Origin of the sequence: Sphingosinicella sp. (assembly GCF_013911755.1) — a bacterium.
GTDB lineage: Bacteria > Pseudomonadota > Alphaproteobacteria > Sphingomonadales > Sphingomonadaceae > Sphingosinicella.
In genome coordinates, this window is the sequence record NZ_JACESP010000006.1 from 12,226 (window position 1) to 35,220 (window position 22,995).

24 protein-coding genes are annotated in these 22,995 nt (G+C 66.2%); 5 read left to right on the forward strand and 19 right to left on the reverse strand.

Annotation, left to right across the window (positions count from 1 at the left end; genetic code table 11):
* The first annotated feature begins 15 nt into the window (after positions 1-15).
* From purU to hrpB, 3 genes are all read left to right on the forward strand, one after another.
* Entirely contained in the window at positions 16-879 is an 864-nt protein-coding gene (gene purU, locus H2052_RS05920) for a formyltetrahydrofolate deformylase (RefSeq protein ID WP_293779124.1), read from the forward strand.
* A gap of 63 nt (positions 880-942) precedes the next feature.
* The gene (locus H2052_RS05925) at positions 943-1,371 is read left to right on the forward strand and encodes an OsmC family protein (protein WP_293779126.1); all 429 of its coding nucleotides are present in this window, start codon (positions 943-945) and stop codon (positions 1,369-1,371) included.
* A gap of 16 nt (positions 1,372-1,387) precedes the next feature.
* Entirely contained in the window at positions 1,388-3,817 is a 2,430-nt protein-coding gene (gene hrpB, locus H2052_RS05930; protein ID WP_293779128.1) for an ATP-dependent helicase HrpB, read from the forward strand.
* Here hrpB and H2052_RS05935 read toward each other — a convergent pair.
* The 9 genes from H2052_RS05935 to H2052_RS05975 form a co-directional block, all read right to left on the reverse strand.
* On the reverse strand, positions 3,814-4,797 hold the full coding sequence (locus H2052_RS05935; RefSeq protein WP_293779130.1) for an ornithine cyclodeaminase family protein: 984 nt from the start codon (positions 4,795-4,797) through the stop codon (positions 3,814-3,816). The genes hrpB and H2052_RS05935 overlap by 4 nt on opposite strands.
* Positions 4,794-5,675 (reverse strand): bile acid:sodium symporter family protein, encoded by an 882-nt coding sequence (locus H2052_RS05940; protein WP_293779132.1) that lies wholly within the window; start codon positions 5,673-5,675, stop codon positions 4,794-4,796. The genes H2052_RS05935 and H2052_RS05940 overlap by 4 nt, the downstream gene beginning before the upstream one ends.
* 21 nt (positions 5,676-5,696) lie before the next feature.
* Positions 5,697-6,863 carry a membrane dipeptidase gene (locus H2052_RS05945; protein WP_293779134.1) on the reverse strand — a complete coding sequence of 389 codons (1,167 nt, stop codon included), beginning with the start codon at positions 6,861-6,863 and terminating at the stop codon, positions 5,697-5,699.
* A 74-nt stretch (positions 6,864-6,937) separates the two neighbouring features.
* Positions 6,938-7,453, reverse strand: a complete 516-nt coding sequence (locus H2052_RS05950; protein WP_293779136.1) for a CinA family protein — start codon at positions 7,451-7,453, stop codon at positions 6,938-6,940.
* An 8-nt stretch (positions 7,454-7,461) separates the two neighbouring features.
* Positions 7,462-7,752: a hypothetical protein gene (locus H2052_RS05955; protein ID WP_293779138.1), complete on the reverse strand. Its 291-nt coding sequence runs from the start codon at positions 7,750-7,752 to the stop codon at positions 7,462-7,464.
* 67 nt (positions 7,753-7,819) lie between these two features.
* Positions 7,820-8,875, reverse strand: a complete 1,056-nt coding sequence (gene mtnA, locus H2052_RS05960) for an S-methyl-5-thioribose-1-phosphate isomerase (protein ID WP_293779140.1) — start codon at positions 8,873-8,875, stop codon at positions 7,820-7,822.
* Positions 8,872-9,495 (reverse strand): acireductone synthase, encoded by a 624-nt coding sequence (gene mtnC, locus H2052_RS05965; protein WP_293779142.1) that lies wholly within the window; start codon positions 9,493-9,495, stop codon positions 8,872-8,874. Before mtnC ends, mtnA begins: the two co-directional genes overlap by 4 nt.
* Entirely contained in the window at positions 9,496-10,032 is a 537-nt protein-coding gene (locus H2052_RS05970; protein ID WP_293779144.1) for a cupin domain-containing protein, read from the reverse strand.
* Entirely contained in the window at positions 10,029-10,649 is a 621-nt protein-coding gene (locus H2052_RS05975) for a methylthioribulose 1-phosphate dehydratase (RefSeq protein ID WP_293779146.1), read from the reverse strand. Before H2052_RS05975 ends, H2052_RS05970 begins: the two co-directional genes overlap by 4 nt.
* 65 nt (positions 10,650-10,714) lie before the next feature.
* On the opposite strand from H2052_RS05975, the gene H2052_RS05980 reads away from it, so the two are divergent.
* Both H2052_RS05980 and H2052_RS05985 read left to right on the forward strand, forming a co-directional pair.
* Complete coding sequence (locus H2052_RS05980) at positions 10,715-11,872, forward strand: aminotransferase (protein ID WP_293779148.1); 1,158 nt, start codon at positions 10,715-10,717, stop codon at positions 11,870-11,872.
* Positions 11,873-11,941: 69 nt separating this feature from the next.
* Entirely contained in the window at positions 11,942-12,349 is a 408-nt protein-coding gene (locus H2052_RS05985; RefSeq protein WP_293779150.1) for a hypothetical protein, read from the forward strand.
* 24 nt (positions 12,350-12,373) lie between these two features.
* Here H2052_RS05985 and H2052_RS05990 read toward each other — a convergent pair whose 3' ends face one another.
* From H2052_RS05990 to H2052_RS06035, 10 genes are all read right to left on the reverse strand, one after another.
* A complete protein-coding gene (locus H2052_RS05990; protein WP_293779151.1) occupies positions 12,374-14,044 on the reverse strand; it encodes an AMP-binding protein in 1,671 nt (556 codons plus the stop codon).
* Complete coding sequence (locus H2052_RS05995; protein WP_293779153.1) at positions 14,017-15,615, reverse strand: AMP-binding protein; 1,599 nt, start codon at positions 15,613-15,615, stop codon at positions 14,017-14,019. The genes H2052_RS05990 and H2052_RS05995 overlap by 28 nt, the downstream gene beginning before the upstream one ends.
* The gene (locus H2052_RS06000) at positions 15,612-17,015 is read right to left on the reverse strand and encodes an aldehyde dehydrogenase family protein (RefSeq protein ID WP_293779155.1); all 1,404 of its coding nucleotides are present in this window, start codon (positions 17,013-17,015) and stop codon (positions 15,612-15,614) included. The genes H2052_RS05995 and H2052_RS06000 overlap by 4 nt, the downstream gene beginning before the upstream one ends.
* Positions 17,016-17,043: 28 nt before the next feature.
* A complete protein-coding gene (locus H2052_RS06005; RefSeq protein ID WP_366484307.1) occupies positions 17,044-18,693 on the reverse strand; it encodes a TonB-dependent receptor in 1,650 nt (549 codons plus the stop codon).
* 571 nt (positions 18,694-19,264) lie between these two features.
* Positions 19,265-19,732, reverse strand: coding sequence for a cytochrome C (locus tag H2052_RS06010; RefSeq protein WP_293779157.1), 468 nt, complete (start codon positions 19,730-19,732; stop codon positions 19,265-19,267).
* Positions 19,732-20,178, reverse strand: a complete 447-nt coding sequence (locus tag H2052_RS06015; protein ID WP_293779159.1) for a cytochrome c — start codon at positions 20,176-20,178, stop codon at positions 19,732-19,734. Before H2052_RS06015 ends, H2052_RS06010 begins: the two co-directional genes overlap by 1 nt.
* A complete protein-coding gene (locus H2052_RS06020; protein WP_293779161.1) occupies positions 20,175-20,732 on the reverse strand; it encodes a methylamine dehydrogenase light chain in 558 nt (185 codons plus the stop codon). Before H2052_RS06020 ends, H2052_RS06015 begins: the two co-directional genes overlap by 4 nt.
* A 14-nt stretch (positions 20,733-20,746) precedes the next feature.
* A complete protein-coding gene (locus tag H2052_RS06025; RefSeq protein ID WP_293779163.1) occupies positions 20,747-21,331 on the reverse strand; it encodes a redoxin family protein in 585 nt (194 codons plus the stop codon).
* Positions 21,328-21,828 (reverse strand): MauE/DoxX family redox-associated membrane protein, encoded by a 501-nt coding sequence (locus tag H2052_RS06030; protein ID WP_293779165.1) that lies wholly within the window; start codon positions 21,826-21,828, stop codon positions 21,328-21,330. Before H2052_RS06030 ends, H2052_RS06025 begins: the two co-directional genes overlap by 4 nt.
* Positions 21,825-22,991, reverse strand: a complete 1,167-nt coding sequence (locus tag H2052_RS06035; protein WP_293779167.1) for an amine dehydrogenase large subunit — start codon at positions 22,989-22,991, stop codon at positions 21,825-21,827. The genes H2052_RS06030 and H2052_RS06035 overlap by 4 nt, the downstream gene beginning before the upstream one ends.
* Positions 22,992-22,995 lie beyond the last annotated feature (4 nt).

Genomic DNA, 22,995 nt, shown 5'->3' on the forward strand with positions numbered 1-22,995 from the left:
TCAGGGGATATGGCAATGGATACCAGCAACACCTGCACGCTGACACTGTCGTGCGCCGATAAGCCCGGCCTCGTGGCGGCCGTCGCCACCTTGCTTGCCGAGAGCGGCGGCAACATCCTCGATGCGCAGCAGTTCAACGACCAGCTCACCGACCGCTTCTTCATGCGGGTGGTTTTCGATCTCGATCCCGCCGTCTCCAGCAAGGATGCCTTCAAGGCACGCTTCTCCGCACTCGCCGAGGCGCACGCGATGAACTGGCGCGTCCGCGCTGCCGCCGACAAGATGCGCGTGCTGCTGCTCGTCTCGAAGTTCGATCACTGCCTCACCGATCTGCTCTATCGCCAGCGCATCGGCGAACTTGAGATGGACGTGGTGGGCATCGTCTCCAACCACCCGAAGGACGCGATTGCGCCGATCAATGGCGGCATCCCCTTCCATCACCTGCCGATCACGAAGGACACGAAGGCGAGCCAGGAAGCCGCGATCAAGCGGATCGTGGAGGAGAGCGGCGCCGAACTCATCGTGCTCGCCCGCTACATGCAGATCCTCTCGGACGACCTCGCGGCGTTCCTCGCGGGCCGCTGCATCAACATCCACCACAGCTTCCTGCCCGGCTTCAAGGGTGCCAAGCCCTATCATCAGGCGCACGCGCGCGGCGTGAAGATCATCGGCGCCACCGCGCACTACGTGACCGCCGATCTCGACGAAGGCCCCATCATCGCGCAGGACGTCGAGCACATCAGCCACACCGACACGCCCGACGATCTCGTCCGCAAGGGCCGCGACATCGAACGCCGCGTGCTGGCGCGCGCCGTGCGCTACCACCTGCAGGACCGCGTGCTGCTGAACGGCGCCACCACGGTGGTTTTCCGCGATTAGCCCCGGTGGACTCACCGCCCGAATCTCCATAGCCTCCCGGCCTTCCAACAGCAGGAGCAGGCCATGAAGATCGATCGCAAGGGTTCCGCGCATTGGGAAGGCGGCCTCAAGGATGGCCGCGGCAGCATTTCCACACAAAGCGGCGCGCTCGATAAACGCCCCTACGGCTTCGCCATGCGCTTCGAAGGCGTGCCGGGCACCAACCCCGAAGAGCTGATCGGGGCAGCGCACGCGGGCTGCTTCACGATGGCGCTCTCGCTGATCCTCGGTGAGGCGGGGCTGACGGCTGAGAGCATGGATACCACGGCCACGGTGACGCTCGAAAAGCTGGACAGCGGCTTCACGATCACCGCGATCCACCTGAAGCTCGAGGCGAAGATTCCCGGCACGGACGACGCCGCGTTCCAGGAGCTCGCCGCCAAGGCCAAGGCGAACTGCCCTGTCTCGAAGCTCATGAACGCGAACATCACCCTCGACGCGGCGCTCGTCTGACTCTTAAAGGGCAGGCGTGAGCGACGCCCTGCCCATCCACGCCGTTTTGCCCGCACTGCTCGCGGCGCTGCGCGAACGTGCGTCCGCTGTGCTCGTTGCGCCACCCGGCGCGGGCAAGACCACGGCGGTGGCGCCCGCGCTCATGGGCGAGCCTTGGTGTACGGGACAAATCCTGCTGCTCTCCCCCCGCCGCCTCGCCGCGCGCGCCGCCGCCGAACGCATGGCGGAGCTTGCGGGCGAACCCGTCGGCAAGACCGTTGGCTACGCCACCCGGCTCGACAGCAAACACGGCAAGGACACACGCATCCTCGTGCTCACCGAGGGCATTTTCCGCAACCGCATCCAGGCCGACCCCGAACTCGCGGGTGTTTCCGCCGTGCTCTTCGACGAAATCCACGAGCGCAGCCTCGACAGCGATTTCGGCCTCGCGCTCGCGCTTGATGCACAGGGCGCGCTGCGCCCCGACCTCCGCATCCTGCCGATGTCGGCAACGCTCGACGGTGCCCGCTTTTCCAAGCTGCTGGACGGCGCCCCCGTCATCGAAAGCGAAGGCCGCAGCCATGCGCTCGATATCCTCTATCTCGGCCGTAACTCCGAGCAGCGCATAGAGGACGGCATGGCCTCTGCGATCCGCCGCGCGCTCGCCGAGGCCGATGGCGACGTCCTCGCCTTCCTACCCGGTGTCGCCGAGATCGAGCGTACCGCCGAGCGGCTGGAGGGGCTTCCCGGCATCACGCTCCACCGCCTGCACGGCAGCCTCGACCCCGCCGCGCAGCGCGCCGCAATCCGCAAGGACGCGGACGGGCGCAAGGTGGTGCTTGCCACCAGCATCGCCGAAACCAGCCTCACCATCGACGGCGTCCGCATCGTCGTCGATTCGGGCCTCGCCCGCCGCGCCCGCTACGATCGCGGCGGCGGCATGACGCGCCTCGTCACCGAACGCGCGAGCCAGGCCGCCGTCACGCAGCGCGCGGGCCGCGCCGCGCGGCAGGCGCCGGGCGTGTGCTACCGCCTGTGGGAAGAGGCCGCGACGGCGGGGATGCCGCCGTTCGACCCGCCCGAAATCCTCGAAGCCGATCTCTCCGCGCTCGTTCTCGACTGCGCGATCTGGGGCGCTGCCGATCCCGCATCCCTGCGCTGGCTCGATCCGCCGCCTGCCGCCGCCGTTTCGGAGGCACGCAAACGTCTGCGGCTGCTGGATGCGCTCGACGCAGAGAACCGCCCGACAGCGCACGGCCGCCGCATCGCCGAGCTGCCGCTACCCCCGCGCCTCGCGCACATGATGCTCGCCGCCGCCCAGCGCGGCTGGGGCAAGACCGCTGCCGAGGTTGCGGTGCTGCTGTCGGAGCGCGGGCTTGGCGGCAACGACACCGACCTTGAACAGCGCCTCGCCCGCTGGCGCCGCGAGCGCGGCACGCGGGCCGATGCCGCACGCGGCCTTGCCGGACGCTGGCAGCGCATGGCCGGCGGTGACGGCGAAGGCCCCGTCGCCGCGTGCATCGCGCTCGCCTTTCCGGACCGCATCGCGAAACGGCGCGGCGGCACGGGCGAGGATTGGGCATCCTCGGGCGGGCGCGGCTTCCGGCTCGATCCAGCCTCGCCGCTCGCCGCGCAAGCCTATCTCGCTGTCGCCGAAGTGCAGGGCGCGGCCTCGGGCGCCCGCATCCTCGCCGCCTCCGCCATCGCCCCCGATCTCATCGAATCGCTGTTCGCGGACCACATCGAAACGGTCCGCCGCGTCCGCGCCGATGGCGCAGGCGGCATCCTCGCAACGCGCGAACGCCGCCTCGGCAACCTCGCCCTGTCGTCCGGGCAGGACGACCGCCCCGATCCCGCCGCCATCATCGCCGCGCTTCTTGAAGCCGCGCGCAAGGAGGGCGTCGCGACGCTACCCTTTTCGGACCATGCCCGCGCGCTGCAACGCCGCACAACGTTCGCGCGCCGCGTCGATCCTTCGATCCCGGACATCAGCGACGAGGCGCTCGCCGCCGACATGGACGACTGGCTCCCGCCGCTCCTCGAAGACAAACGCGCGCTTGCCGCCGTCAACGCCTCCGCGCTCACGCAAATGCTCGAATCGCGTCTCGGCTGGGCGGGCAAGGCCGCCGTCGATCGCCTCGCCCCCGAAGCCTTCGTCTCGCCGCTCGGCAGCCATCACGCGATCGACTATGCGGCCGAGGGCGGCCCGGCGGTCGAGCTTCGCGTGCAGGCGCTCTTCGGCCTCGCCGCGCATCCCGTGGTCGCCGGAAACGTGCCGCTCGTGCTGCGGCTCACCTCGCCCGCGGGACGCCCGATCCAGACGACGAAGGACCTACCCGGCTTCTGGTCGGGAAGCTGGGCGGCGGTCGCCAAGGAGATGCGCGGCCGCTATCCCCGGCACCCCTGGCCCGACGATCCCGCCGCCGCCGCGCCGACGCTCCGCACCAAGCGAGCGGACGCCCGCTAGAACGGTGCGGTCGTCCCGAGGCCCAGCTTTTTCGCTTCCTCGAAAACGTGCCAGCCCGACACGAGATCCTGCACGATGTGGCCGAGCGACTTGTAGATGGTGATTTCATCGTCGCTCGTGCGCCCCGCCAGGGTCCCACCGAACACCTCGCCGATCTCGCCGACGACATGCGCATCGTCCACAACCCCCGCCGCCTTCGCGTTCAGGAACTCGGCGCCCTGCGCAAGCACGCCCGGGCGATAGTCGGCGATGAAGCGCGACGCCGCGACAAGATCGTTCGCGATCTCGGCCGGCCCGGCGCGGCTCGAACCGACGACGTTGATGTGCGTGCCCGGTTTCACGTCGGCAAGCGCGAGGATCGGCTCCGCCGCCGCCGTCGTCGTGCAGATGATGTCGGCGTCGCGAACGGCGCTCGCCACATCGGGCGCGGCCTGGGCATCGAGTCCAAGCTCCTCGCGCACCCGCAGCGCGAACCGCTCGGCCTGCTCAGATGAGCGTCCCCACACGCTGACGCCGGTGATCGGCCGCACATAGCGCACCGCCGCGGCGTGCCGCCATGCCTGCTCGCCGTAGCCGAGGATCGCAAGCCGCGACGGGCCCGGCCGCGCGAGCGCATCGGTTGCCGCCGCAGAAGCGGCCGCCGTGCGGATCGCGGTGACGATACTGCCGTCGATGATCGCGACCGGCGCGCCGCCTTCGGGCTCGAACAGCACGACGATGCCCTGGTGCGAATGCTTGCCCATCGCGAAATTGCCCGGATAGACGCTGACGATCTTCGCGCCGAACGTGCCGCCGAGCATCGCGCCCGGCATCACGCCGAACGCATTGCCGCCATTGAGGTCAACGATGTTCCTGAGCGGTTGCCGCGTTTCCCCGCGCGAAAGCGCCGCCATCGCCTCGCGCACCAAACGGATGCAGTCCTCGTAGCCGAGCAGGCGCTCGGTATCGGCCGCGCTGACGATCATCAGCGGCGCACTCATGCAGCGTCTCCGGCGAAACGCGCGCGGAACCAGCGTACGAGAAGCAGGGTATTCACGATCATGGCAACTCCATAGATGTTCTGGGTAACGGCAAGCGGCAGGCTGTTCAGCACGGTGAGCGTGAGGAAGGTCGCAAGCGTGACATTCTGCACGCCGACCTCGATGGCAAGCGTCATCGCATCCCGGCTGCTGACACCGCAAGCCCGGCCGATACCGAGCCCCACCGCCATCGCAACGATGTTCATCGTCCAGATTGCGGGGCCGGCGTTCAGCAGGTTGGCGAGCACCATTTCGGCACTGACGCCGACGGCAAACGCGATGACGCCGAACAGCACGATCATCGAAACGGGTCGCAGCCAGCCGCTCATCTTGCGCGCGGCCTCTGGCGCAAATCGGCAAACGAGCATCCCCGCCGCCACCGGCAGCACGGTGATCCGCGCAAGCTGCAACATCGTATCGGCAACCGAAAGCGCCGGCACGGTGCCCTCCAGCCCGAAATGGCGCAGCCCCCATTGCAGCAGCACGGGGATCGAAAACACGGTCACGAGGCTCGACAAGGCCGTGAGCACCACGGCCAGCGCCACATTGCCGCGCGCGATGAAGGTGAGCGCGTTTGAGGTCGTCCCCGCCGGGCAAATGCCGAGAATGAAGATGCCGAGCGCAAGCTCGGGGGGCAGGCGGAACAGTATGCCGATCGCAAGGCCGAGCAGCGGCATCGCCAGCAGTTGCCCGGCAAGTCCAGCGAGCGGCGCACGGCCGTCCGTGATGACCCTGGCGAAATCACCGAGCCGCAAGGTCAGCCCCATGCTGAACATGATGAGCATCAGGCCCACGGGCACGAAGGTCGTGTTGATGAAAGCAATCATCGCGTCGGACATGGTATTTCCCTTCGCGCCTCTCTATGCGCCCCACACGCGCTTTGCATAGGCGACGAAATTCACGCCGAGGATCTTCTCGATGCGGGCTTCCGAATGCCCGCGCCGCCGCAGGCGGTCCGCGAGATCGTGGAACTGCGAAGGCCCGCGCAGGTCGATCACGAAGGGTAGCGTATCGGGATTCTCGCCCTTGGCCCCCATGCCCGCCGCGCGCCGGTCCGCAATTTCCTTGGCGATCTTCGCCTTGTAGGCATTCAGATCGTCGATCGTGGTGATGCCACCATCGGTGCCGATGCCGACATGATCCTCACCGCAAACATTCACGGCGTGCTCGATATGCGCCACCACATCGTCCGCCGTCGCCTTGCTCGTGGGATTGAGGAACGGCATGAAATAGATGCCGACGAACCCGCCGCGCTCGGCCACCAGACGCAGCTCCGCATCGGTCTTGTTGCGCGGCAGATCGGTAAGCGCGCGGCAGCCGGTGTGGTTGATCGAAATCGGCTGCTTCGAGATGCGCGCGGCCTCCAGGCAGGTCTGCTCGCCGCTGTGCGACAGATCGACCATCACGCGGTTCGCGTTCAGCCGCTCGACGACCTCGCGCCCGAACGGCGTGAGGCCTCGGTTCTCCGGCGCCATCGATCCGTCGCCGACAGCATTTGCGGGATTATATGTCAGCTGCACGATCCGCACGCCGAGATTGGCGAACACATCGGCGCGGCTCGGATCGCTGCCCAGCATCGTCGTGTTCTGGAAACCGTAGATGAGGCCGATGCGGTTTTCGCGTTTTGCGCGCAGGATGTCGCCTGCGCTTTCGATCTTCACGAGATCGTTCGGATAGCGGCGCGCCACCGCGTCCCAGTGCGCGATCTCGCGCACGGTCTGCTCGAACGGCTCGTTTGGGCCAAAGACATGTCCGAGGGTAATATTGACGGCGGTAAGACCGGATGCACGCGCGTCATCGATCACGCGCCGGTCGATCACCGCATCGGTCGACGTCCAGCCCGAAGCTTCCTTGCGCTCGGAGGGCTCGACATTGGGATTGGAGAGGCCGCCGAGTGCATTCACGACGATCGCCCCTGCAGGGACCCCAGCTGAGCCCAGGGCAAAGGCCGACGCGCCGCCCCCCGCAAAAGCTATCACCGCGCCGCCAGCCGCGAGCAGTTCGCGACGGTTGAAAGTCGAAGTCATGCACCCTCCCCCTCGTCTCTCACCGGTAGAGCACGGGCCTTTGGGCGCGTAAAGACTTGGTGGGCGGGGGCGATTCAGGCGGTATGCGCGATACCGTCCTCAAGAAGGGCGACCGCGGCTTGGATGCATTTCAGGCGCGTCGCGCCGCGTCCGATGTCGCCGAAATGCTCTTCGCGGCACACAGTGGGCGTGCCTCTTCCCGCCCGGGCGAGATAGACGAGGCCGGGTTCGTCGCCCGGGCCGGCCCGTCCTGCGAAACCGGTAATCGCCAAGGCGAGATCAATCTCTGAACGTGTGCACAAATTTTCCGCCATGGCGACCGCGACCGGGCGCGAGACCGCCCCATGCGCTTCGATCAACCCGCTATCGACGCCGAGGAGACGCTGTTTCGCCGCGTCCGTGTAGACGACGAGGCCTGATTCGAAGACATGGCCGTAGCCCGGCACATCGGTGAGTAGCGAGGCGAGCAAGCCGCCCGTGCAACTCTCCGCCGTCCCGACCTTGAGCCCCGCCTCATGCAAACGCTGGAGCGCCGCGTTTACCGCGCGCTCCAGCGCATCCGGCAGCGCCGGAGAGAGCGTCTCGGCCATCGCCCGCGCTAGTACGCGGGAGGGTCGCTGGCGGGGAACGACTCATCGACTGCCTGATCGACCTTGTCCCATTCCTGCTTCGGCTTGTCGCGCATCGCCTCTTGTCCGGCGGAGCGTGTCTTGTCGAGATTCTGGGGATCGGCTTCACCCGGGGCAAAGGCCGCCGCTCCGTGCCCCGTCTTCCCATTGCGGAAGAAGCGCCATCCGGCGAATGCCGCCGCAGCGGCGCCGAGGCCCGCGGCGAGCCCGATCAGCCCAGCCCTGCTTCGCGCACCTTCGCGTGTTGCTGTTCCGTACATGGCCGATAGTCCTCCATTTGGGTGTGCACAGAACAACGCGCGCCTGCGAAAGGCGTTCCCGAACCCGTCAGGATGCGAGCGCGGTTGGCTCCAGCAGGCCGCGTTCGGTGATGAAGCCCGTGACAAGGCGTGCGGGCGTAACATCGAAGGCCGGGTTGTAGGTAGGAGAGGCCGTGACGCGCACGGTCGCGGACCCCTCCGCGCCGGGTCCGGTAAACAGCGCAAGCTCGTCGGGATGGCGCTCCTCGATGGGCACATCCGCCCCGGTTGGGGTCGCGGGGTCGAACGTCGTGTAGGGCAGCGCCACGTAAAAGGGCACACCATTGTCGTGCGCGGCGAGCGCCTTCAGATAGGTGCCGATCTTGTTGCACACGTCGCCGTTCGCGGTCACGCGGTCGGTGCCCACGACGACCAGATCGACCTCGCCGCGCTGCATCAGAAGCCCGCCCGTGTTGTCTGCAATTACGGTGTGCGGCACACCGTGCCCGGCGAGTTCGAACGCAGTGAGCAGCGCGCCCTGATTGCGCGGTCGCGTCTCGTCCACCCACACATGCACCGGCAGTCCTTCGTCCTGCGCCAGATAGATCGGCGCGGTCGCGGTGCCGTAATCAACAGTCGCCAGCCAACCCGGATTGCAGTGCGTCAGGATGTTCAGCGGGCGCGACGGATTCCGCGCATGAAGATCGCGCAGCAATTCGAGCCCGTGCGCACCGATCGCGCGGTTGAGCGCCACATCCTCGTCGCAGATCGCATCGGCGCGCGCGAACGCCGCTGCGCCGCGCGCGGATGGGGGCAGCGGCCGCACCGCCTTCGCCACCTCATCGAGCGCCCAGCGCAAATTCACCGCTGTAGGCCGCGCTTCAGCAAGCAAGTGGTAAGCCGCGTCCAGCGCCGCATCAGATCCATCTTCGGCGAGCGCCATCGCCAGACCATAGGCAGCCGTCGCCCCGATCAGCGGCGCCCCGCGCGTCCACATTTCGCGAATGGCGCGCTGCGCATCGGCGGCGGAGCGCAACTCCACCCACACGATCTCCCACGGCAGGCGGCGCTGATCGAGGATGCGCGCGCCCTTGCCGTCCGCCGTGCGCGCGATCGAGCGTCGGTGTTCGCCCTCCAGCCTCACAGCACAATCTCCGCGAACGAGGCAACGTCGCCCTTCCCCGCCTCCCTGTCGACGAGACAGGTTTTCAGGCCCGCCCCGCGCGCGGCGTCGATTTCGGGAACGCTGTCGGAAAGGAACAGAATGTCCTCCGCCGGAAGGCCGATTTCGGCAGCAATGCGCCGATATGAGTCAGCCTCTTTCTTCGGCCCCGTGGTGGTGTCGAAATAACCGGAGAACAGCGGCGTCAGATCGCCCGCGTTGCTGTACCCGAAGATCAATTTCTGCGCCGCAACCGAGCCCGACGAATAGACATAGAGCCCGACCCCCTCAGCGTGCCAGCGCCGCAGCGCCTCGGCGGCATCGGGATAGACGTGTCCCTTCAGCGTACCGTCCGCATAGCCTTCCGCCCAGATCAGCCCCTGCAGCGTCTTGAGCGCGGTCTCCTTGCGGTCCTCGTCGACCCAGCGCGTCAGCGTCTCCACCGGATCGCCCGGCACGTCCTTCAGGATCGGCGCGGCCTCGGCGGCGTGCGTTGCGATCCAGTCCGCCAGCCGCGCCCGTGCATAGGGGAACAGCGTGTCGGTGACGAAGGCGATGCTGCTCGTCGTGCCCTCGATGTCGGTGAGAACGGCGCGCACCATTCAGGCGAGCACCGGTTCGTGTCGCGGGAAGCGGTCCGCGATGTCGTCGCCGGTGAAGTGCGCCACCCAGCCATCGGGATTGATGAACAGGCGGATTGCGGTGAAGCGCGGCGCCGGCCCCATGTCGAACCAGTGCCGCATCCCGGCGGGCACGGCGATGAGGTCACCCTTCGTGCACAGCATGTTGAACACCCGCCCGTCCTCGTGGAGCGTGAACAGGCCTTCGCCCTCCACGAAGAAACGCACCTCGTCCTCCATGTGGCGGTGCTCGGAAAGGAACTTCTGCCGGAACACGGCGCGCTCGGGATGGTCGGGCGCCATGCTCACCACGTCGACCGCCTGATAGCCGCCGATTGCCTTCAGCCGCGCAATCTCCTCGGCATAGGCCGCGAGCGTGTCGTCCCCGGCATCCCGCGTCGGCCAACGTTCAAAGCGCACGCCGATCGCGTCCAGCGTCTTCGCGATCTCGGCAGCATCGGCGGTTTCCAGAAGCGGACGCTCCGGCGCGTCCTCCGCATAAACGGCAAGATGACTCATGCGTCCCTCCTCATGCTGCGTTCGGCGACCTCGCACGCGGCAAGCCATTCCGCCGCCTCGATCACCCGCTCGGCCTCCGCGATGTCGCGGCCCCAGCCGTAGAGCCCGTGCCCGCGGATAAGATAGGCGGGCGGCGGCATTTCTTCGGCCAGATACGGCGCGATCGCAGCCTCGATCTCGGCCATGTCCTGACTGTTCTCGACGATCGGAACGGCAATCTCGGCGTCATGCGTGGTCATGCCCGGAAACGCCTTCGCCAGTTCATGGCCGCGGATCGTCCAGTTCCCGCCAAGCGCACGCGACAACGCCACCGCCTGCGGCGAATGGCTATGCAGCACCGCGCCGACCTCCGGGAATCGGCGGTAGAGCGACAGATGCAGCGCCGTCTCCGCGCTCGGCCGCTTGCCGTCGAGCGACGTGCCCGCCGCATCCACGCGCATCACCCCGTCCGGCGTCAGGCGTCCTTTGTGCCACCCGGAAACCGTCACGGCGAAGCTGCCGTCATTCAGCCGCACCGAATAGTTCCCGCTCGTCGCAGGCGCCCAGCCCCGCGCGTCGAATGCGCGCCCCACGGCGATAATGGCCTCCGCGGCCTCGGCGAATATGCTTGCAACCATGATGTTTTCTTAACCATGACGGCGGTGCTGGCGAAGCGGTTTCCGCTCACCTATGAAACATCTCCATGAATCCGCTCTACGCCAACCTGCCGACCACCATCTTCGAGAAGATGTCCGCGCTTGCCCGCGAAACGGGCGCGATCAACCTCGGGCAAGGCTTCCCCGATGCGGGCTGGCCGCGCGACGTGCTGGAAGCCGGCGCCCGCGCGCTCACCGACGGTTACAACCAGTATCCGCCGATGCCCGGCATCCCGGAGCTTCGGCAGGCGATTGCCGATCACTACCGCCGCCATCAGGGCATCGATCTCGATTGGCAGCACGAGATCACCGTCACATCGGGCGCGACCGAAGCGCTTGCCGCCTCGATCATGGCGCTCGTCAGCCCCGGCGACGAGGTGCTGATGATCCAGCCGATGTACGATGCCTATCTGCCGATGGTGCGCCAGGCAGGCGGCGTCCCGAAGCTGATCCGCCTTGAGCCGCCCGAATGGCGGCTGACCGAAGCGGCGCTCGCGGAGGCCTTCACCCCGCGCACCCGCATCGTCCTCCTCAACAACCCGCTCAACCCCACCGCGACGATGTTCTCCGAAGACGAACTCGCGCTCCTCGCGCGCTTCGTCATCGCGCACGACGCCGTCGTCATCAGCGACGAGGTGTGGGAGCATGTGGTGTTCGATGGCCGCGCGCATTCGCCGATCATGGCGCAACCGGGGATGCGGGAGCGGACGGTGAAGATCGGCTCTGGCGGCAAGATCTTCTCGCTCACCGGCTGGAAGGTCGGCTGGATGTGCGCCGCGCCGAAACTTACCCACGCGCTCGCCCGCGCGCACCAGTTCCTCACCTTCACGACACCGCCGAACCTGCAGGCGGCGATTGCCTACGGTCTCGGCAAGACGGACGATTATTTCACCACCATGCGCGCAGATTTCGCCCGCTCGCGCGACCGGCTGGCAAGCGGCCTCGAAGCGGCGGGCTGGAAGACGCTGCCAAGCGCGGGCACCTATTTCCTGTCGGTCGATCTCGCCGCCTCGGGCATCGCGATCGATGACGTGGCATTCTGCGACCGGCTGGCGCGCGAAGGCGATGTCGTCGCGATTCCCGTCTCGGCGTTCTACGCGGAAACACCGGTCACATCGGTGGTGCGATTCTGCTTCGCCAAAACCGACGCGACGATCGATGCCGCGCTCGAACGCATGGCGAGCGCGCGCAGGCTGTTCGCTTAGGCGAAAAAAACGAGACGCACGCGCGTTACCCTCCAAGTTCCCAAACCGCTTCCATCTATGCAATCGGAAATGGTTTCCAATGTTGCAGCTGGACTCAATGATAGTTCTGATGAAGTATCGAGAATTGGGGGAAACATGCTTGAAATGTTCGTAACCGTCGGACTGACGTTCGCAGGCGCCATGGGAACTGTCGCGGCAAAACGCCCCGACGCCTATAATCGCGTCGCCTTTGTAATTTTCGCCTTTGTTTCGATCCTTGGATCAATCTTTGCTTTCTATGCTTACGGCTATCGAGATGCCTTGGAATACGCAGTCGACCATTCGGCCGGTGAGTTCAAAGACCTGTTCCAAGCAGAGGTAAAACTTCTGAAAGCATGGCTCTGGTGGGCTTTTACCGCCTACATGAGCATGATCGCGATCATGCTCATGTGTAACTTGCTCAAGGAAGCCTTTCGCGTGCCAACTAAGCCGGAATAGCTACTACCACGCTACGAGTAAGAGTCAGCCTTTAAGGTGCTCGATCATCGTCTCGCGCATCACGAACTTCTGCACCTTGCCCGTCACCGTCATCGGGAAGGTCTCCACGATCCGTACATAGCGCGGCACCTTGTAGTGCGCGATGCGGCCCCGACAATGCTCGCGCACCTCCTCCTCGGAAAGCGCCGCGCCGCCGCGCGTCATCACCCAAGCGCACAGTTCCTCGCCGTAGCGGTCGTCCGGCACGCCGATCACCTGCGCATCCGCGATGTGCGGGTGCGTCAGCAGGAACTCCTCGATCTCGCGTGGGTAGATGTTCTCGCCGCCGCGGATCACCATGTCCTTGATGCGGCCGGTGATTCGGCAATAGCCCTTGGCGTCGATCGTCGCGATGTCGCCGGTATGCATCCAGCCGTCCTCGTCCAACGCGTCCGCCGTGCGCGCGGCATCGTCCCAGTAGCCCCGCATCACCGAATAGCCGCGCGTGCAAAGCTCGCCGGCTTCGCCACGCGGCAGCGTCTCGCCGTCCGGCCCGACGATCTTCACTTCAAGGTGCGGCTGCACGCGGCCCACGGTGGAGACGCGCTCCTCGATGGGGTCGTCCATCGCACTCTGGAAACTCACCGGGCTCGTCTCGGTCATGCCGTAGGCGATCGTCACCTGATGCATCCCCAGCCGGTCGATCACCTCGCGCATCGTCGCGATCGGGCACGGCGAACCCGCCATGATGCCGGTGCGCAGCGACGACACGTCGAAGCTGTCGAACTCCGGCCGTCCGAGCACCGCGATGAACATGGTGGGCACGCCGTAAAGCGCCGTGCACCGTTCCGCCGCCACCGTTTCCAGCACCGCAAGCGGATCGAAGGCCTCCGCCGGATAGACCATCGTCGCCCCGTGCGCGAGGCAGGCGAGGTTGCCCATCACCATGCCGAAGCAGTGATAGAGCGGCACGGGAATACACACCTTGTCGGCCTTCGAAAGCCCGATGCCCGCGCCGACGAAATAGCCGTTGTTGAGGATGTTCCGGTGCGTCAGCGTCGCGCCCTTGGGGAAGCCCGTGGTGCCGCTGGTGAACTGGATGTTCACGGCGTCGTGCGCGTCGATGGGGATCGCCGCGAGCTGCGCCGCGTCCACCGCGCCCTCCAGATCGCCGAAGCGCAGGCAGCCCGCGTGCGCTTCCTCGCCGATCGTGGCGACGAGGCGCAAGTCCGGCAGCGCCCGCGCGCGCAGCGTGCCGGGCGTCGCCGCTGCAAGCTCCGGCATCAGCTCGCGCAGCATGGCAACATAGTCGCTCGTCTTGTGGCGCACCGCCGTCACCAGCGCGCGGCATCCCACCTTCTTCAGCGCGTATTCGACCTCGCTCGTCCGGTAGGCGGGATTGATCGTCACGAGGATCATGCCCGCCGTCGCGGTCGCGAATTGCAGGATCGTCCATTCCGCGCAGTTCGGCGCCCAGATGCCCACGCGGTCGCCGGGCCGCACGCCCGCCGCCAGCAGCCCGCACGCCACCGCGTCGCTGCGCCGCTTCAACTCCGCCCACGTCAGCCGCACGCCCTGATGGCGAACGACGAGCGCCTCGCCGTCCGGATCGCGCGCCGCCGCCTCGGCCAGCATCGCGCCGATCGTCTTCTCGATCAGCGGCGGTTCGCTTGCCCCAACGACGTGGCTCAGCTCTTGCGATTCTCCCCGGACCATTCCTGCTCCCTCAATTCCTTGCGCCGGATCTTGCCGCTCACTGTCTTTGGCAGCGATGCGACGAATTCGATCTTGCGCGGATACTTATAGGGCGCCGTCGTGGATTTCACGTGCGTTTGCAACGCCTCGACGAGCGCATCCGAAGCATCGTGCCCGGCGGCGAGCACGACGAACGCCTTCACCACCTCGCCGCGCGTCGGATCGGGGCTCGCCACGACCGCGCTCTCGGCGACGGCCGGATGCTCGAACAGCGCGCTCTCCACCTCGAACGGCCCGATCCGGTATCCGGCCGAAAGGATCACATCGTCGGCGCGGCCCACGAACCAGAAGAAGCCGTCTTCGTCCACGAAGGCGCGGTCGCCGGTCAGATACCAGCCATCCCGGAACACGCTCGCCGTGCGCTCGTCATCGTCGCGGTAGCCGAGGAACAGCCCCGGCGGGCGTCCTTCCGCAACGCGCAGCGCGATGTCGCCCTCCTCGCCCGGCGGCAGGCGCTCGCCCGCCTCGCCGATCACGGCAAGATCGATGCCCGGCGCGGGCTTGCCCATCGCGCCCTGCCGCTCCGCACCCGCGCGGTTGCAGCACAGCATCACGGTTTCGGTCTGGCCATAGCCGTCGTGGATCGAAAGCCCGGTGGCCGTGCGCCACAGGTCGATCACCTCCGGGTTCAGCGGTTCGCCAGCGCTGACACAGCGCCGCAGTGTTTCGAAGCGCCGCGTGCCGAGATCGGAGCGCACGAACATGCGATACGCGGTCGGCGGCGCGCACAGCGTCGTCACCGGATATTTGGCAAGGAGGCCAAGCACCGCCTCCGCATCGAACCCCGGCGCGTGATAGGCGAAGATCCCCGCGCCCATCATCCACGGCGCGAACAGGCTGGACCACGCCGCCTTCGCCCAGCCCGTGTCGGACACGTTCCACATCAGATCGCCGGGGCCGAGATCGAGCCAGGTGCGCGCCGTGATCTCGTGTGCGAGCGGATAGCCCGCGCCGTGGATCGTCATCTTGGGATTGCCCGTGGTGCCGCTGGTGAAATAGCAAAGCGCCGGATCGTCGAACGCGGTGTCGGCGATCTCGTCCAGCGGCTCCGCCTTCGTCGCAAGCGCCGAATAATCGCCCCAGCCCGCGCGCGGGCCGCCGATATGCAGCTTCGCGATGGGATCGTCGCCAAGCGCAGCATCCACGCGGTCCGCGATATCCGCGCCCGCAACCACGCATACGGCCTTTGCCGCCGCGCGGCGATAGGCGATGTCCTTGGGCATCAGCTGCACGGTGCCGGGCGAAGCGATCGCGCCGAGCCGCAGGCAACCGAGCATCAGCTCCCACCATTCGAGTTCGCGCGCCAGCAGGATCAGCACGGTGTCGCCGCGCTGCACGCCTGCGTTTTTCAGAACCGCGGCAGCCTTCGCCGCCCGTTCGTCGAGCGCGGCAAAGCTGATGTCCTCAACCTGCCCGCTCGCGTCCACCCACAGTAGCGCACGGTCCTGCCCGCGCTCCCGCGCAAGCGACTGCATCCGATCCCGCGCGAAATTGGTTCGCGCGGGCGGATTCCATTCGAAAGGCGCCGTCATCGCGCTTCGTTGATGATCTGCACCTGCGTGAATTCGTGCAGGCCTTCTTCGGCGAATTCCACGCCTATGCCGGATTGCTTGGCGCCGCCGAAGGGAATGTTCGGCCCAAAATCGAGGTGCTTGTTGATCCACACCGTACCTGAATCCATGCGGGTCGCGATGTCATAGGCGGTGTCGCGGTCCTTGCCCCACACCGATCCGCCAAGGCCCCACGGCGAGGCGTTGGCGCGCACGAGCGCGTCTTCCGCATCGTCGTAGCGGATCACCGGCAGCACGGGTCCGAACTGTTCCTCGTCGACGATGCGGGTGCCGTCCGTCACGTCGCGCACGATCGTCGGCCGGATGAAGTAGCCGGGCCGATCGACGACATCGCCGCCCGCGATGATCGTGCCCGCCGCGCGCGCATCAACCAGGAAGCCTTTCACCTTCTCGTACTGCATCTTGTTCTGCAGCGGCCCGATCTGCGCGCCCTGCGCGAGCCCGTCGTCGACGATCGCTTCGTCCGCGAGCCGCGCAAGTTCCGCGCAGAGCTCTTCATAGATCGACGAATGCGCATAAACGCGCTTCACGGCGAGACACACCTGCCCCGCATTCATCATCGCGGCGCCGAAGATGCCGGGCGCGATCGCCTTCGGATCGGCATCCGGCAGCACGATCGCCGCATCGTTGCCGCCGAGTTCGAGCGTGATGCGCTTGATCGTGGACGCGGCACTCGCCATCACCTTCTTGCCCGTCTCGGTCGAGCCGGTGAACGAAATCTTCGCGACATCCGGGTGCGTCGTAAGCTTGCCGCCGAGATCGTTCTGGTCGGTGACGATGTTGATGACGCCCGCCGGGAAAATCTCCGCACAAAGCTCGCCGAGCTTCAAAGTCGTCAGTGGCGTCGTCGGCGCGGGCTTGAGGACGATCGTGTTGCCCGCGAGCAGCGCCACCGGCATCTTGAACGCCACGATCAGCACCGGGAAGTTCCACGGGATGATCGCGCCGACCACGCCGAGCGGCCGCCGCCGCATTTCGACACGGCGGTTGTCATTATCCTCAAGGATGCGATCGCTGAGTTCCAGCGACGCGAGGTAACGCATGAACGCCGCCGTGTAGACGATCTCGGCCGTCGATTCGGAAAGCGGCTTGCCCTGCTCCTGCGTCAGCAGGCGGGCGAAGCTGTCCGTCTTCGCCTCGATCGCGTCGGCCAGTTTCAGGAGGAGATCGCGGCGTTCCTGCATGGAACGCCGCGACCATGCGGGGAAGGCGGCCTTCGCGGCGGCAACCGCAGCATCGAGCTGGGCTTCCGATCCGCGCGGACACACGGCGAGCACCTCTTCCGTCGCCGGGTTGATGACATCCATTGTCATGTCGCCCGGCACCAGCGCGCCGCCGATCAGCAGCCGATAGTCGTCCATAACCGATCCTTCCCCAGTGTCGTCGTCTTTAGAACTTGTACCCAACCGTCACGCCGTAGGTTCGCGGCGCGCTGATGTGATTATAATCGAACCCGAAGCCCGCGAGCAGATCGACGCGCGAGGTGAAGTAGAACTTGTTGCCGAGGTTCTTGCCCCAGATCGACGCGTTCCAGCGCCCGTCCGCGGTTTCGTAGTCGATATGCGCGCCGAGGATCGCATAGCTGCCCTGCTGCAGCCGCGGCACGTTCAGCACTTCGAAATACTGGCTCGACGAATAGCTCACATCGCCGTGCAGGCTGAGCTTGCCGGCGTCCGAATCCATCACCGTGAGATCGACGCCACCGTTGAAGGTCAGCGAGGGCGCGTTCGACAGCTCGTTGCCCGAGACGTCGACACCGCTCACCGTACCCTTCTTGATCTTGGAATCGAGAAGGCCGAGTCCGGCGCGGAACGAAACCATGTCGCTTGCCCGAACGCTGAGTTCGGCCTCACCGCCCATGATCCGCGATTTATTGATATTGAGCAGCGTCTGCGCCGCGGTCACCGGATCGACGTTGATGAACTGCTGATTGCGGTAATCATAATAGAAGGCGGCGAGATTGAGCGTGACGGTACGCCCCGCGAACTGCGTCTTGGCACCGATCTCGTATGCGTTCACCTTTTCCGGCTTCGCGATCGAAAGCTCGGACGGATCGAAGAACGCCTGCGCGTTGAAGCTGCTCGCACGGTAGCCCCGGCTGAAATGCGCATAGAGAAGATTGCCGTCGGCGAGCTTGTAGTCGAGACCGATCTTTCCTGAAATATTGTCGGTGCTGTATTTGAGGTTTGACGGCGGGATCAGATTCACCACCAGCACGCCATTGGGGCCCAGCGCATTCGATTCGAAGTCGGTTTGCCGACCCGTATCGTGCGTATAGCGCAGACCGCCGCGCAGCGTGATGGACTCGCTGATATCGTAATTCATGTCGGTGTAGAGCGCGAAGCTCTTCTTCACCTGATCGAAGCTGTTGGCGAACAGGCAGCCGAGCGGCAGGCCGATCGCGCAGTCGGCATCGGTCACGCCGGGAAGACCGTCCGAATCGACATCCTTGGCGATTTCGAAGGTGGTGCTGTTGAACACCTTCTCGCGGTTGTAATACGCGCCGAGAATGAAATCGAACGGACCGCCCGTGTCGCTCGTCAGCCGCAGGTCCTGCGCGAACTGGTTCGCCTTGTCGTAATACGGGATCTCCAGCAGTTCGGTCGCCGTGCCGTCGGTATCTTCATAGAACGAGAGCTTGCCCTTGTCCCACGAGGTGATGCTGGTGACGGTGAGCGTATCCGACACGTCGATGTTGCCGGTCAGCGCCAGTGAATATGTGCGCGCGCGGCGGCGGTCAGTGACGTTCGCCTCGATCTCGCGCTTGCCGAGTCCGACGCGATGCACATCCGCGGGCTGCGCGAAGATGCCGTAGTTGCGCGGGTTCTGATAGCTCGTGGAACCGCGCAGCACGAAGCGCACGCCGTCCGAAGGTTCGAGCAGGACCGACGCGCGCACCGCATATTCGCGCACGCCCGCAAGGTCGGGCTCGCCCGGCAGCTGGTTCTTGAACCAGCCGTCCGCACGCGCGAAGCTGAACGCGACACGCGCCGCCGCCTTGTCGCCCATCGGCACGTTGATCGCGCCGTTCGCATCCATGCGGTTGTAATTGCCGTAACCCAAATTCAGATAACCGCTCGTCTCGCCGAGTTCCGGCGCGCGGCTGATGAGATTGACGGCACCGCCCGTGGTGTTCTTGCCGTAGAGCGTCCCCTGCGGGCCGCGCAGCACCTCGACGCGTTCAAGGTCGTACATGGCGACGCCGAGGAACGCGAAATTGCCCTTGTAGACCTCGTCGTAATAGGTCGCGACTGGTTGAGGCTGTAATCCGACATCGAAACGCCGCGCAGCGCGAAGATCGGCGTGTTGTCGCCGACGATGCTGGTCAGCTGCAGGTTTGCGACCTTGGTGACGAGATCATCGGCATTCGTCACGCGCGATTTCGAAAGCTGATCGCCGCCGATCGCGGAGACCGAAATCGGCACGTCCTGAAGCCGTTCGGCACGCTTGGTGGCGGTGATGACGATTTCCGTATCCGCGACCTCCGCGGTTTCCTGCGCGTGCGCAATGCCCGCCGTACCCGTGAGCAGCAGCGGCACGATGGCGGCGGAAAACGCCGCGCGTCCTTTAATCTTCATAATCAGACCTTCCCCTTTTTTGTTTCCCCGAATTATGTGTCGCCGCCCTCCGCAAGAGCATTGATCTTCTCGACAAGAACGGCCCGCATCGCAGGCGCGTCGGTGCGCAGCGGCTCTTTGCGCAGCTTGCCGATCTCGCTTGCCGTATAGGGTTTGAAATCCACCGGAACGTGCGCGCCGTCGAACCGGTGGAGCGTCCAGTTCAAAAGGTCCGCGAGTTCCGCATCGCTAACCGGCGCGGTCGCGACGCCGGGAACGCGCCCCAGATATTCGCGCCCGCCCGGAACATGCAGGAACTTCGCCACGATCCCCGCCATTGCAGGCGTCGTCTGGGGTGTGCCGGTGGCGTCGGACCGGTGGCAGCCCTGGCATTTCAGCATCCAGTTCTGCCGCGCGAGCGCCGGATTGGAAACGCCGGTTTCGCGGGTGACACCCTGCGCAGCAAGCCCCGCACCGGCCACACCGGCGAGAGCCGCGAGCGCGAGGATGCCGCGCAGCATCACTTGATGGCGGCTTTCAGTTCGGCGACCTGCCGCGGTGTCAGCGCCGCGCCGCCCTTGCGGATGCCGCCCACTTCGTCGGCACTGAAACGCTTCACCTTTTTGTCGGCCGCCGCGATCGTATCGAGCACGTGGTTGAGAACCGCCGCGACCTCGTCGTCCTTCATCGGCTGCGCGGGCATGACCCCGCGATAGGTCTTGCCGTCGACAACGAGCGGCCCGGAAAGGCCACGCGTCACCGCCAGCACCAGGAAACGCCGCCCATCGGGTTTCGCGGCCAGCATTGCGGGCTCGACCTTGAGGGAGGGAAACGCACCCGGCACGCCCGCGCCCGTTGCAAGATGGCACGCCGCGCAGCGCTTGTAGAGCGCCGGACCATCCGCCGCCTGGGCAGCGGCTGGCAGCACCATCATCAGCATTGCAGCCGCCATGCGCAGCATCGTCATTTCTCCAGCGCCACGCCGAGGATGACCGCCGTCGAGCAATTGTAGATCGCGCTCGACGTGCCGAGGCACCAGTTGATGTCGTTGTTTTCCTGCGGCCGCACCATCGGCCGGTCGCCTTCGTTGCGGTTGCAGAGGCACCGCCCGCACGAAGATTTGCCGCAGCAGTCGTTGTAGCTGATGATGTAGGAGCGATTGTCGGCCGGATTGAGGCAGGTGCCGATCCACGTGATCGGCGACATTTCCGTGCCGGGCGGGCAGGTGCTCGCGGTGCCGCCGCAGCATGAGCAGAGGAATCCGTCGATCGCGCAGTAGCGCCAGTAGTCGCAGCTCGCCTGATCGCCGGGATCCTGCGGGTTGCCGGTCGGCTGCGGGGCAACGCCGCCGCCCGCGCCGCCGTGCGCCGGGTTTGCCGCGGCATAGGCGCGCGAGACGGGCAGCACTGGGAACGCCGCCGCGCCGGTGATCGCGCCGCCGATCAGCGTCAGCAGGCTGCGGCGCGAGGTCGTTTTCGCCACCCGCCGGGTGAGCGCTTCGGTGATCTTGTCGATGGCCATGGCCCGCTTTCCCCTTATCGCTTCGCCAGGAAGTCCTGGAACGAGGCGACGCCGCGCTCCTTGGCTTCGAACAGGCTTTCGAGATGTTCACGCGTATTGACGAGACCGAGCGAGGCGATCTTTCCGTCTTCGCCGATCAGCACCGCATAGGGCAGTTTCGAGACGCCGAAGCGGCGCCCGAGATCCTCGGAGAGGACATAGGGAAAGCCTGCGAGGCCCTCAGCCATCATCAGGCGCCGATGCGCGGCCTCATCGCCGTCGCTCGCAAGGATCGCGTCGAGCCACCCGCGCTCGGCGGCAGCAGCGGATTTGAACACCGGCAGCAGCGTCTTGCAGATGGGGCAGTCGGGCGACAGGAAGAAGATCAGCTGGCTGCGGCCGCGTGCGCCGCCGATCACGACAGCGTCACCGCTGAGTGATTTGACATGCATTTCCGGCGCGGCGTCGCCGACCTTCACGCCCTGATGCAGCGTCAGCGCACCGGCAGGGGCGATCCGTTCGTGAAGCACGCCCACCTGCCGCGCGAGTGCCGCGACGAGCACGCCGAGCACGGCAACCGTGATCCAGAGCAGCACCTGCGAGACGACGATCATGCTCATGCGTGCCTCCAATGGGGATGGGGAATGGCGGCCAGTTCACCGGCGGCGGACTGCAGGCTGAAGAGCGCGAGCGCCGCGAACAGCGGTTCGGGCGATCCCGCGCCTGCGGGGAGCAGCGCCGCCGCCCCGGCAAGGCCTGCAAAAAGGATGGCGCGCGCCGGAGCAAAGACCCGGGGAGCCGCGGTATGCGCGCCAAAGGTGCAACCACAATCGAAAGCCTCGCCGCGCCGCCGCACCAGCAGTACGGCGTAAACGAGCCAGAGCCCCGCGGCGATGGCAGCGCCTGCTGGCCGCGTTGCGGCGAACAGCAGCGCCATGGCTGCGAGAAATTCTGTCGCGCCGGCCGTCGCGGCCAGTGCCTTGCCGAAGCCTGCGTTCGTGCCTGCAAGCCGCGCCGCCGCACCCGCCATGCGTTCGGGCTGGAACGCCTTGTGGGCCGCTGCCGACAGCAGCACGAGCGCGAGGAACAGTGCGATGCTGTCGCCCGCGAAGCTCATTTGCCTGCCGCCGTCATGGTCATCGGGTCGTTCACGACCTCTGCGACCGTGTGAAGATAATCGCCGCTGTTCGCGTCGTAGACGTCGAGATTGCCGTCGGGCCGCGACGCGACGAGATAGGGTTTCGCGCCCGCTGTCACCTCGATCGAAAGCGTGTGGTTCTTCATCGCGATCTTGCGCGCCACGGCCTTCTTCGCCGTATCCGCGACCCACACTTCGGTGCCGCCGTTCTTGTGGCTGCCGTCCGTGCCATTGGGGTCCATCAGCACGTAGACGCGTCCCGATGCATCGGCGGAGGTGACCTGCCAGCCGCCGGGCCGATAGCCCTTCGCGGCATCGCCGGGCACCATCGCGAACCCGCCGAGATCGCGCGGCTTGTCGCCCGAAAGATCGAAGCCGCGCAGCTTGCCCTTGAAGCTGACGAACCACGCCGTCCGCCCCGCCATCGCGGGCGTCATGAACCACGGATCATTGTCGATGTCGTTGACGGCCTTGGAGGTTGTCGTCGATTTCGCCTTGCCCGCTTCGTCGAGCAGAACCGTCATCATCGTGCCGTCCGCGCAGAGCGACGTGAAGCCGCGCGCGCCGGTCGGATACATCAGCGAGCAGCCCGGCAGATCGATGTCGCCAAGGATCTTGCGCGCCTCGAGATCGACGACCGTGACAGACGCGCCCGGCGTGAAGTTGAAGACGAGCATCCATTTCTCGCCGTTCGTGAACTGCATCGCGTTCCGCAGTGTCACAAACTGGCCGCGCTTGCCGCCCGGCAGCACGATTTCGCCCTTGTGCGCGAGCGTCGCCTTGTCCCAGATCGAAATCACATCGGTGCGTTCGCCGCGCGTCAGGCGTGAGAAGAAGGTCTCGCCCGTATAAATCTCACTGCCGGTCGTCGAAGGCAGCAGCGTGCCGAACTGGGCGACCGGAACCTGCCCTTTCACCGACGAAACCGGGCTCGACACGTCGACGACCGCGGCGCGCCCGTCGAGAATGCTTTTGAAATGCAGGTCGTGCACGAAAACATAGCTGTCGGGATAGCGTTCGGGCAGCGTCTCAACGGCCGGGATCGGCTCTTCGGGAAGCGGCTGCGGGAACGCCTGCTGAGCCTGTGCACTGCTCGCGGCAAGCAGCAGCGTGGCGGCCAAAAGCCCGGCGCGTCGTGACATCATT

What these genes read in the sequence shown, in the direction of transcription:
- H2052_RS05995 (WP_293779153.1), bottom strand. Translation starts at nt 15,615, where the DNA reads ATGACGGCGCCTTTCGAATGGAATCCGCCCGCGCGAACCAATTTCGCG.
- H2052_RS06015 (WP_293779159.1), bottom strand. Translation starts at nt 20,178, where the DNA reads ATGACGATGCTGCGCATGGCGGCTGCAATGCTGATGATGGTGCTGCCA.
- H2052_RS06000 (WP_293779155.1), bottom strand. Translation starts at nt 17,015, where the DNA reads ATGGACGACTATCGGCTGCTGATCGGCGGCGCGCTGGTGCCGGGCGAC.
- H2052_RS06010 (WP_293779157.1), bottom strand. Translation starts at nt 19,732, where the DNA reads ATGCTGCGCGGCATCCTCGCGCTCGCGGCTCTCGCCGGTGTGGCCGGT.
- H2052_RS05985 (WP_293779150.1), top strand. Translation starts at nt 11,942, where the DNA reads ATGGTTTCCAATGTTGCAGCTGGACTCAATGATAGTTCTGATGAAGTA.
- H2052_RS05975 (WP_293779146.1), bottom strand. Translation starts at nt 10,649, where the DNA reads ATGGTTGCAAGCATATTCGCCGAGGCCGCGGAGGCCATTATCGCCGTG.
- H2052_RS05955 (WP_293779138.1), bottom strand. Translation starts at nt 7,752, where the DNA reads ATGTACGGAACAGCAACACGCGAAGGTGCGCGAAGCAGGGCTGGGCTG.
- H2052_RS06020 (WP_293779161.1), bottom strand. Translation starts at nt 20,732, where the DNA reads ATGGCCATCGACAAGATCACCGAAGCGCTCACCCGGCGGGTGGCGAAA.
- H2052_RS06005 (WP_366484307.1), bottom strand. Translation starts at nt 18,693, where the DNA reads ATGGATGCGAACGGCGCGATCAACGTGCCGATGGGCGACAAGGCGGCG.
- H2052_RS05925 (WP_293779126.1), top strand. Translation starts at nt 943, where the DNA reads ATGAAGATCGATCGCAAGGGTTCCGCGCATTGGGAAGGCGGCCTCAAG.
- H2052_RS06035 (WP_293779167.1), bottom strand. Translation starts at nt 22,991, where the DNA reads ATGTCACGACGCGCCGGGCTTTTGGCCGCCACGCTGCTGCTTGCCGCG.
- H2052_RS05980 (WP_293779148.1), top strand. Translation starts at nt 10,715, where the DNA reads ATGAATCCGCTCTACGCCAACCTGCCGACCACCATCTTCGAGAAGATG.
- H2052_RS05940 (WP_293779132.1), bottom strand. Translation starts at nt 5,675, where the DNA reads ATGTCCGACGCGATGATTGCTTTCATCAACACGACCTTCGTGCCCGTG.
- H2052_RS05970 (WP_293779144.1), bottom strand. Translation starts at nt 10,032, where the DNA reads ATGAGTCATCTTGCCGTTTATGCGGAGGACGCGCCGGAGCGTCCGCTT.
- H2052_RS05950 (WP_293779136.1), bottom strand. Translation starts at nt 7,453, where the DNA reads ATGGCCGAGACGCTCTCTCCGGCGCTGCCGGATGCGCTGGAGCGCGCG.
- H2052_RS05935 (WP_293779130.1), bottom strand. Translation starts at nt 4,797, where the DNA reads ATGAGTGCGCCGCTGATGATCGTCAGCGCGGCCGATACCGAGCGCCTG.
- purU (WP_293779124.1), top strand. Translation starts at nt 16, where the DNA reads ATGGATACCAGCAACACCTGCACGCTGACACTGTCGTGCGCCGATAAG.
- H2052_RS05945 (WP_293779134.1), bottom strand. Translation starts at nt 6,863, where the DNA reads ATGACTTCGACTTTCAACCGTCGCGAACTGCTCGCGGCTGGCGGCGCG.
- H2052_RS06025 (WP_293779163.1), bottom strand. Translation starts at nt 21,331, where the DNA reads ATGAGCATGATCGTCGTCTCGCAGGTGCTGCTCTGGATCACGGTTGCC.
- H2052_RS05990 (WP_293779151.1), bottom strand. Translation starts at nt 14,044, where the DNA reads ATGGTCCGGGGAGAATCGCAAGAGCTGAGCCACGTCGTTGGGGCAAGC.
- H2052_RS06030 (WP_293779165.1), bottom strand. Translation starts at nt 21,828, where the DNA reads ATGAGCTTCGCGGGCGACAGCATCGCACTGTTCCTCGCGCTCGTGCTG.
- mtnC (WP_293779142.1), bottom strand. Translation starts at nt 9,495, where the DNA reads ATGGTGCGCGCCGTTCTCACCGACATCGAGGGCACGACGAGCAGCATC.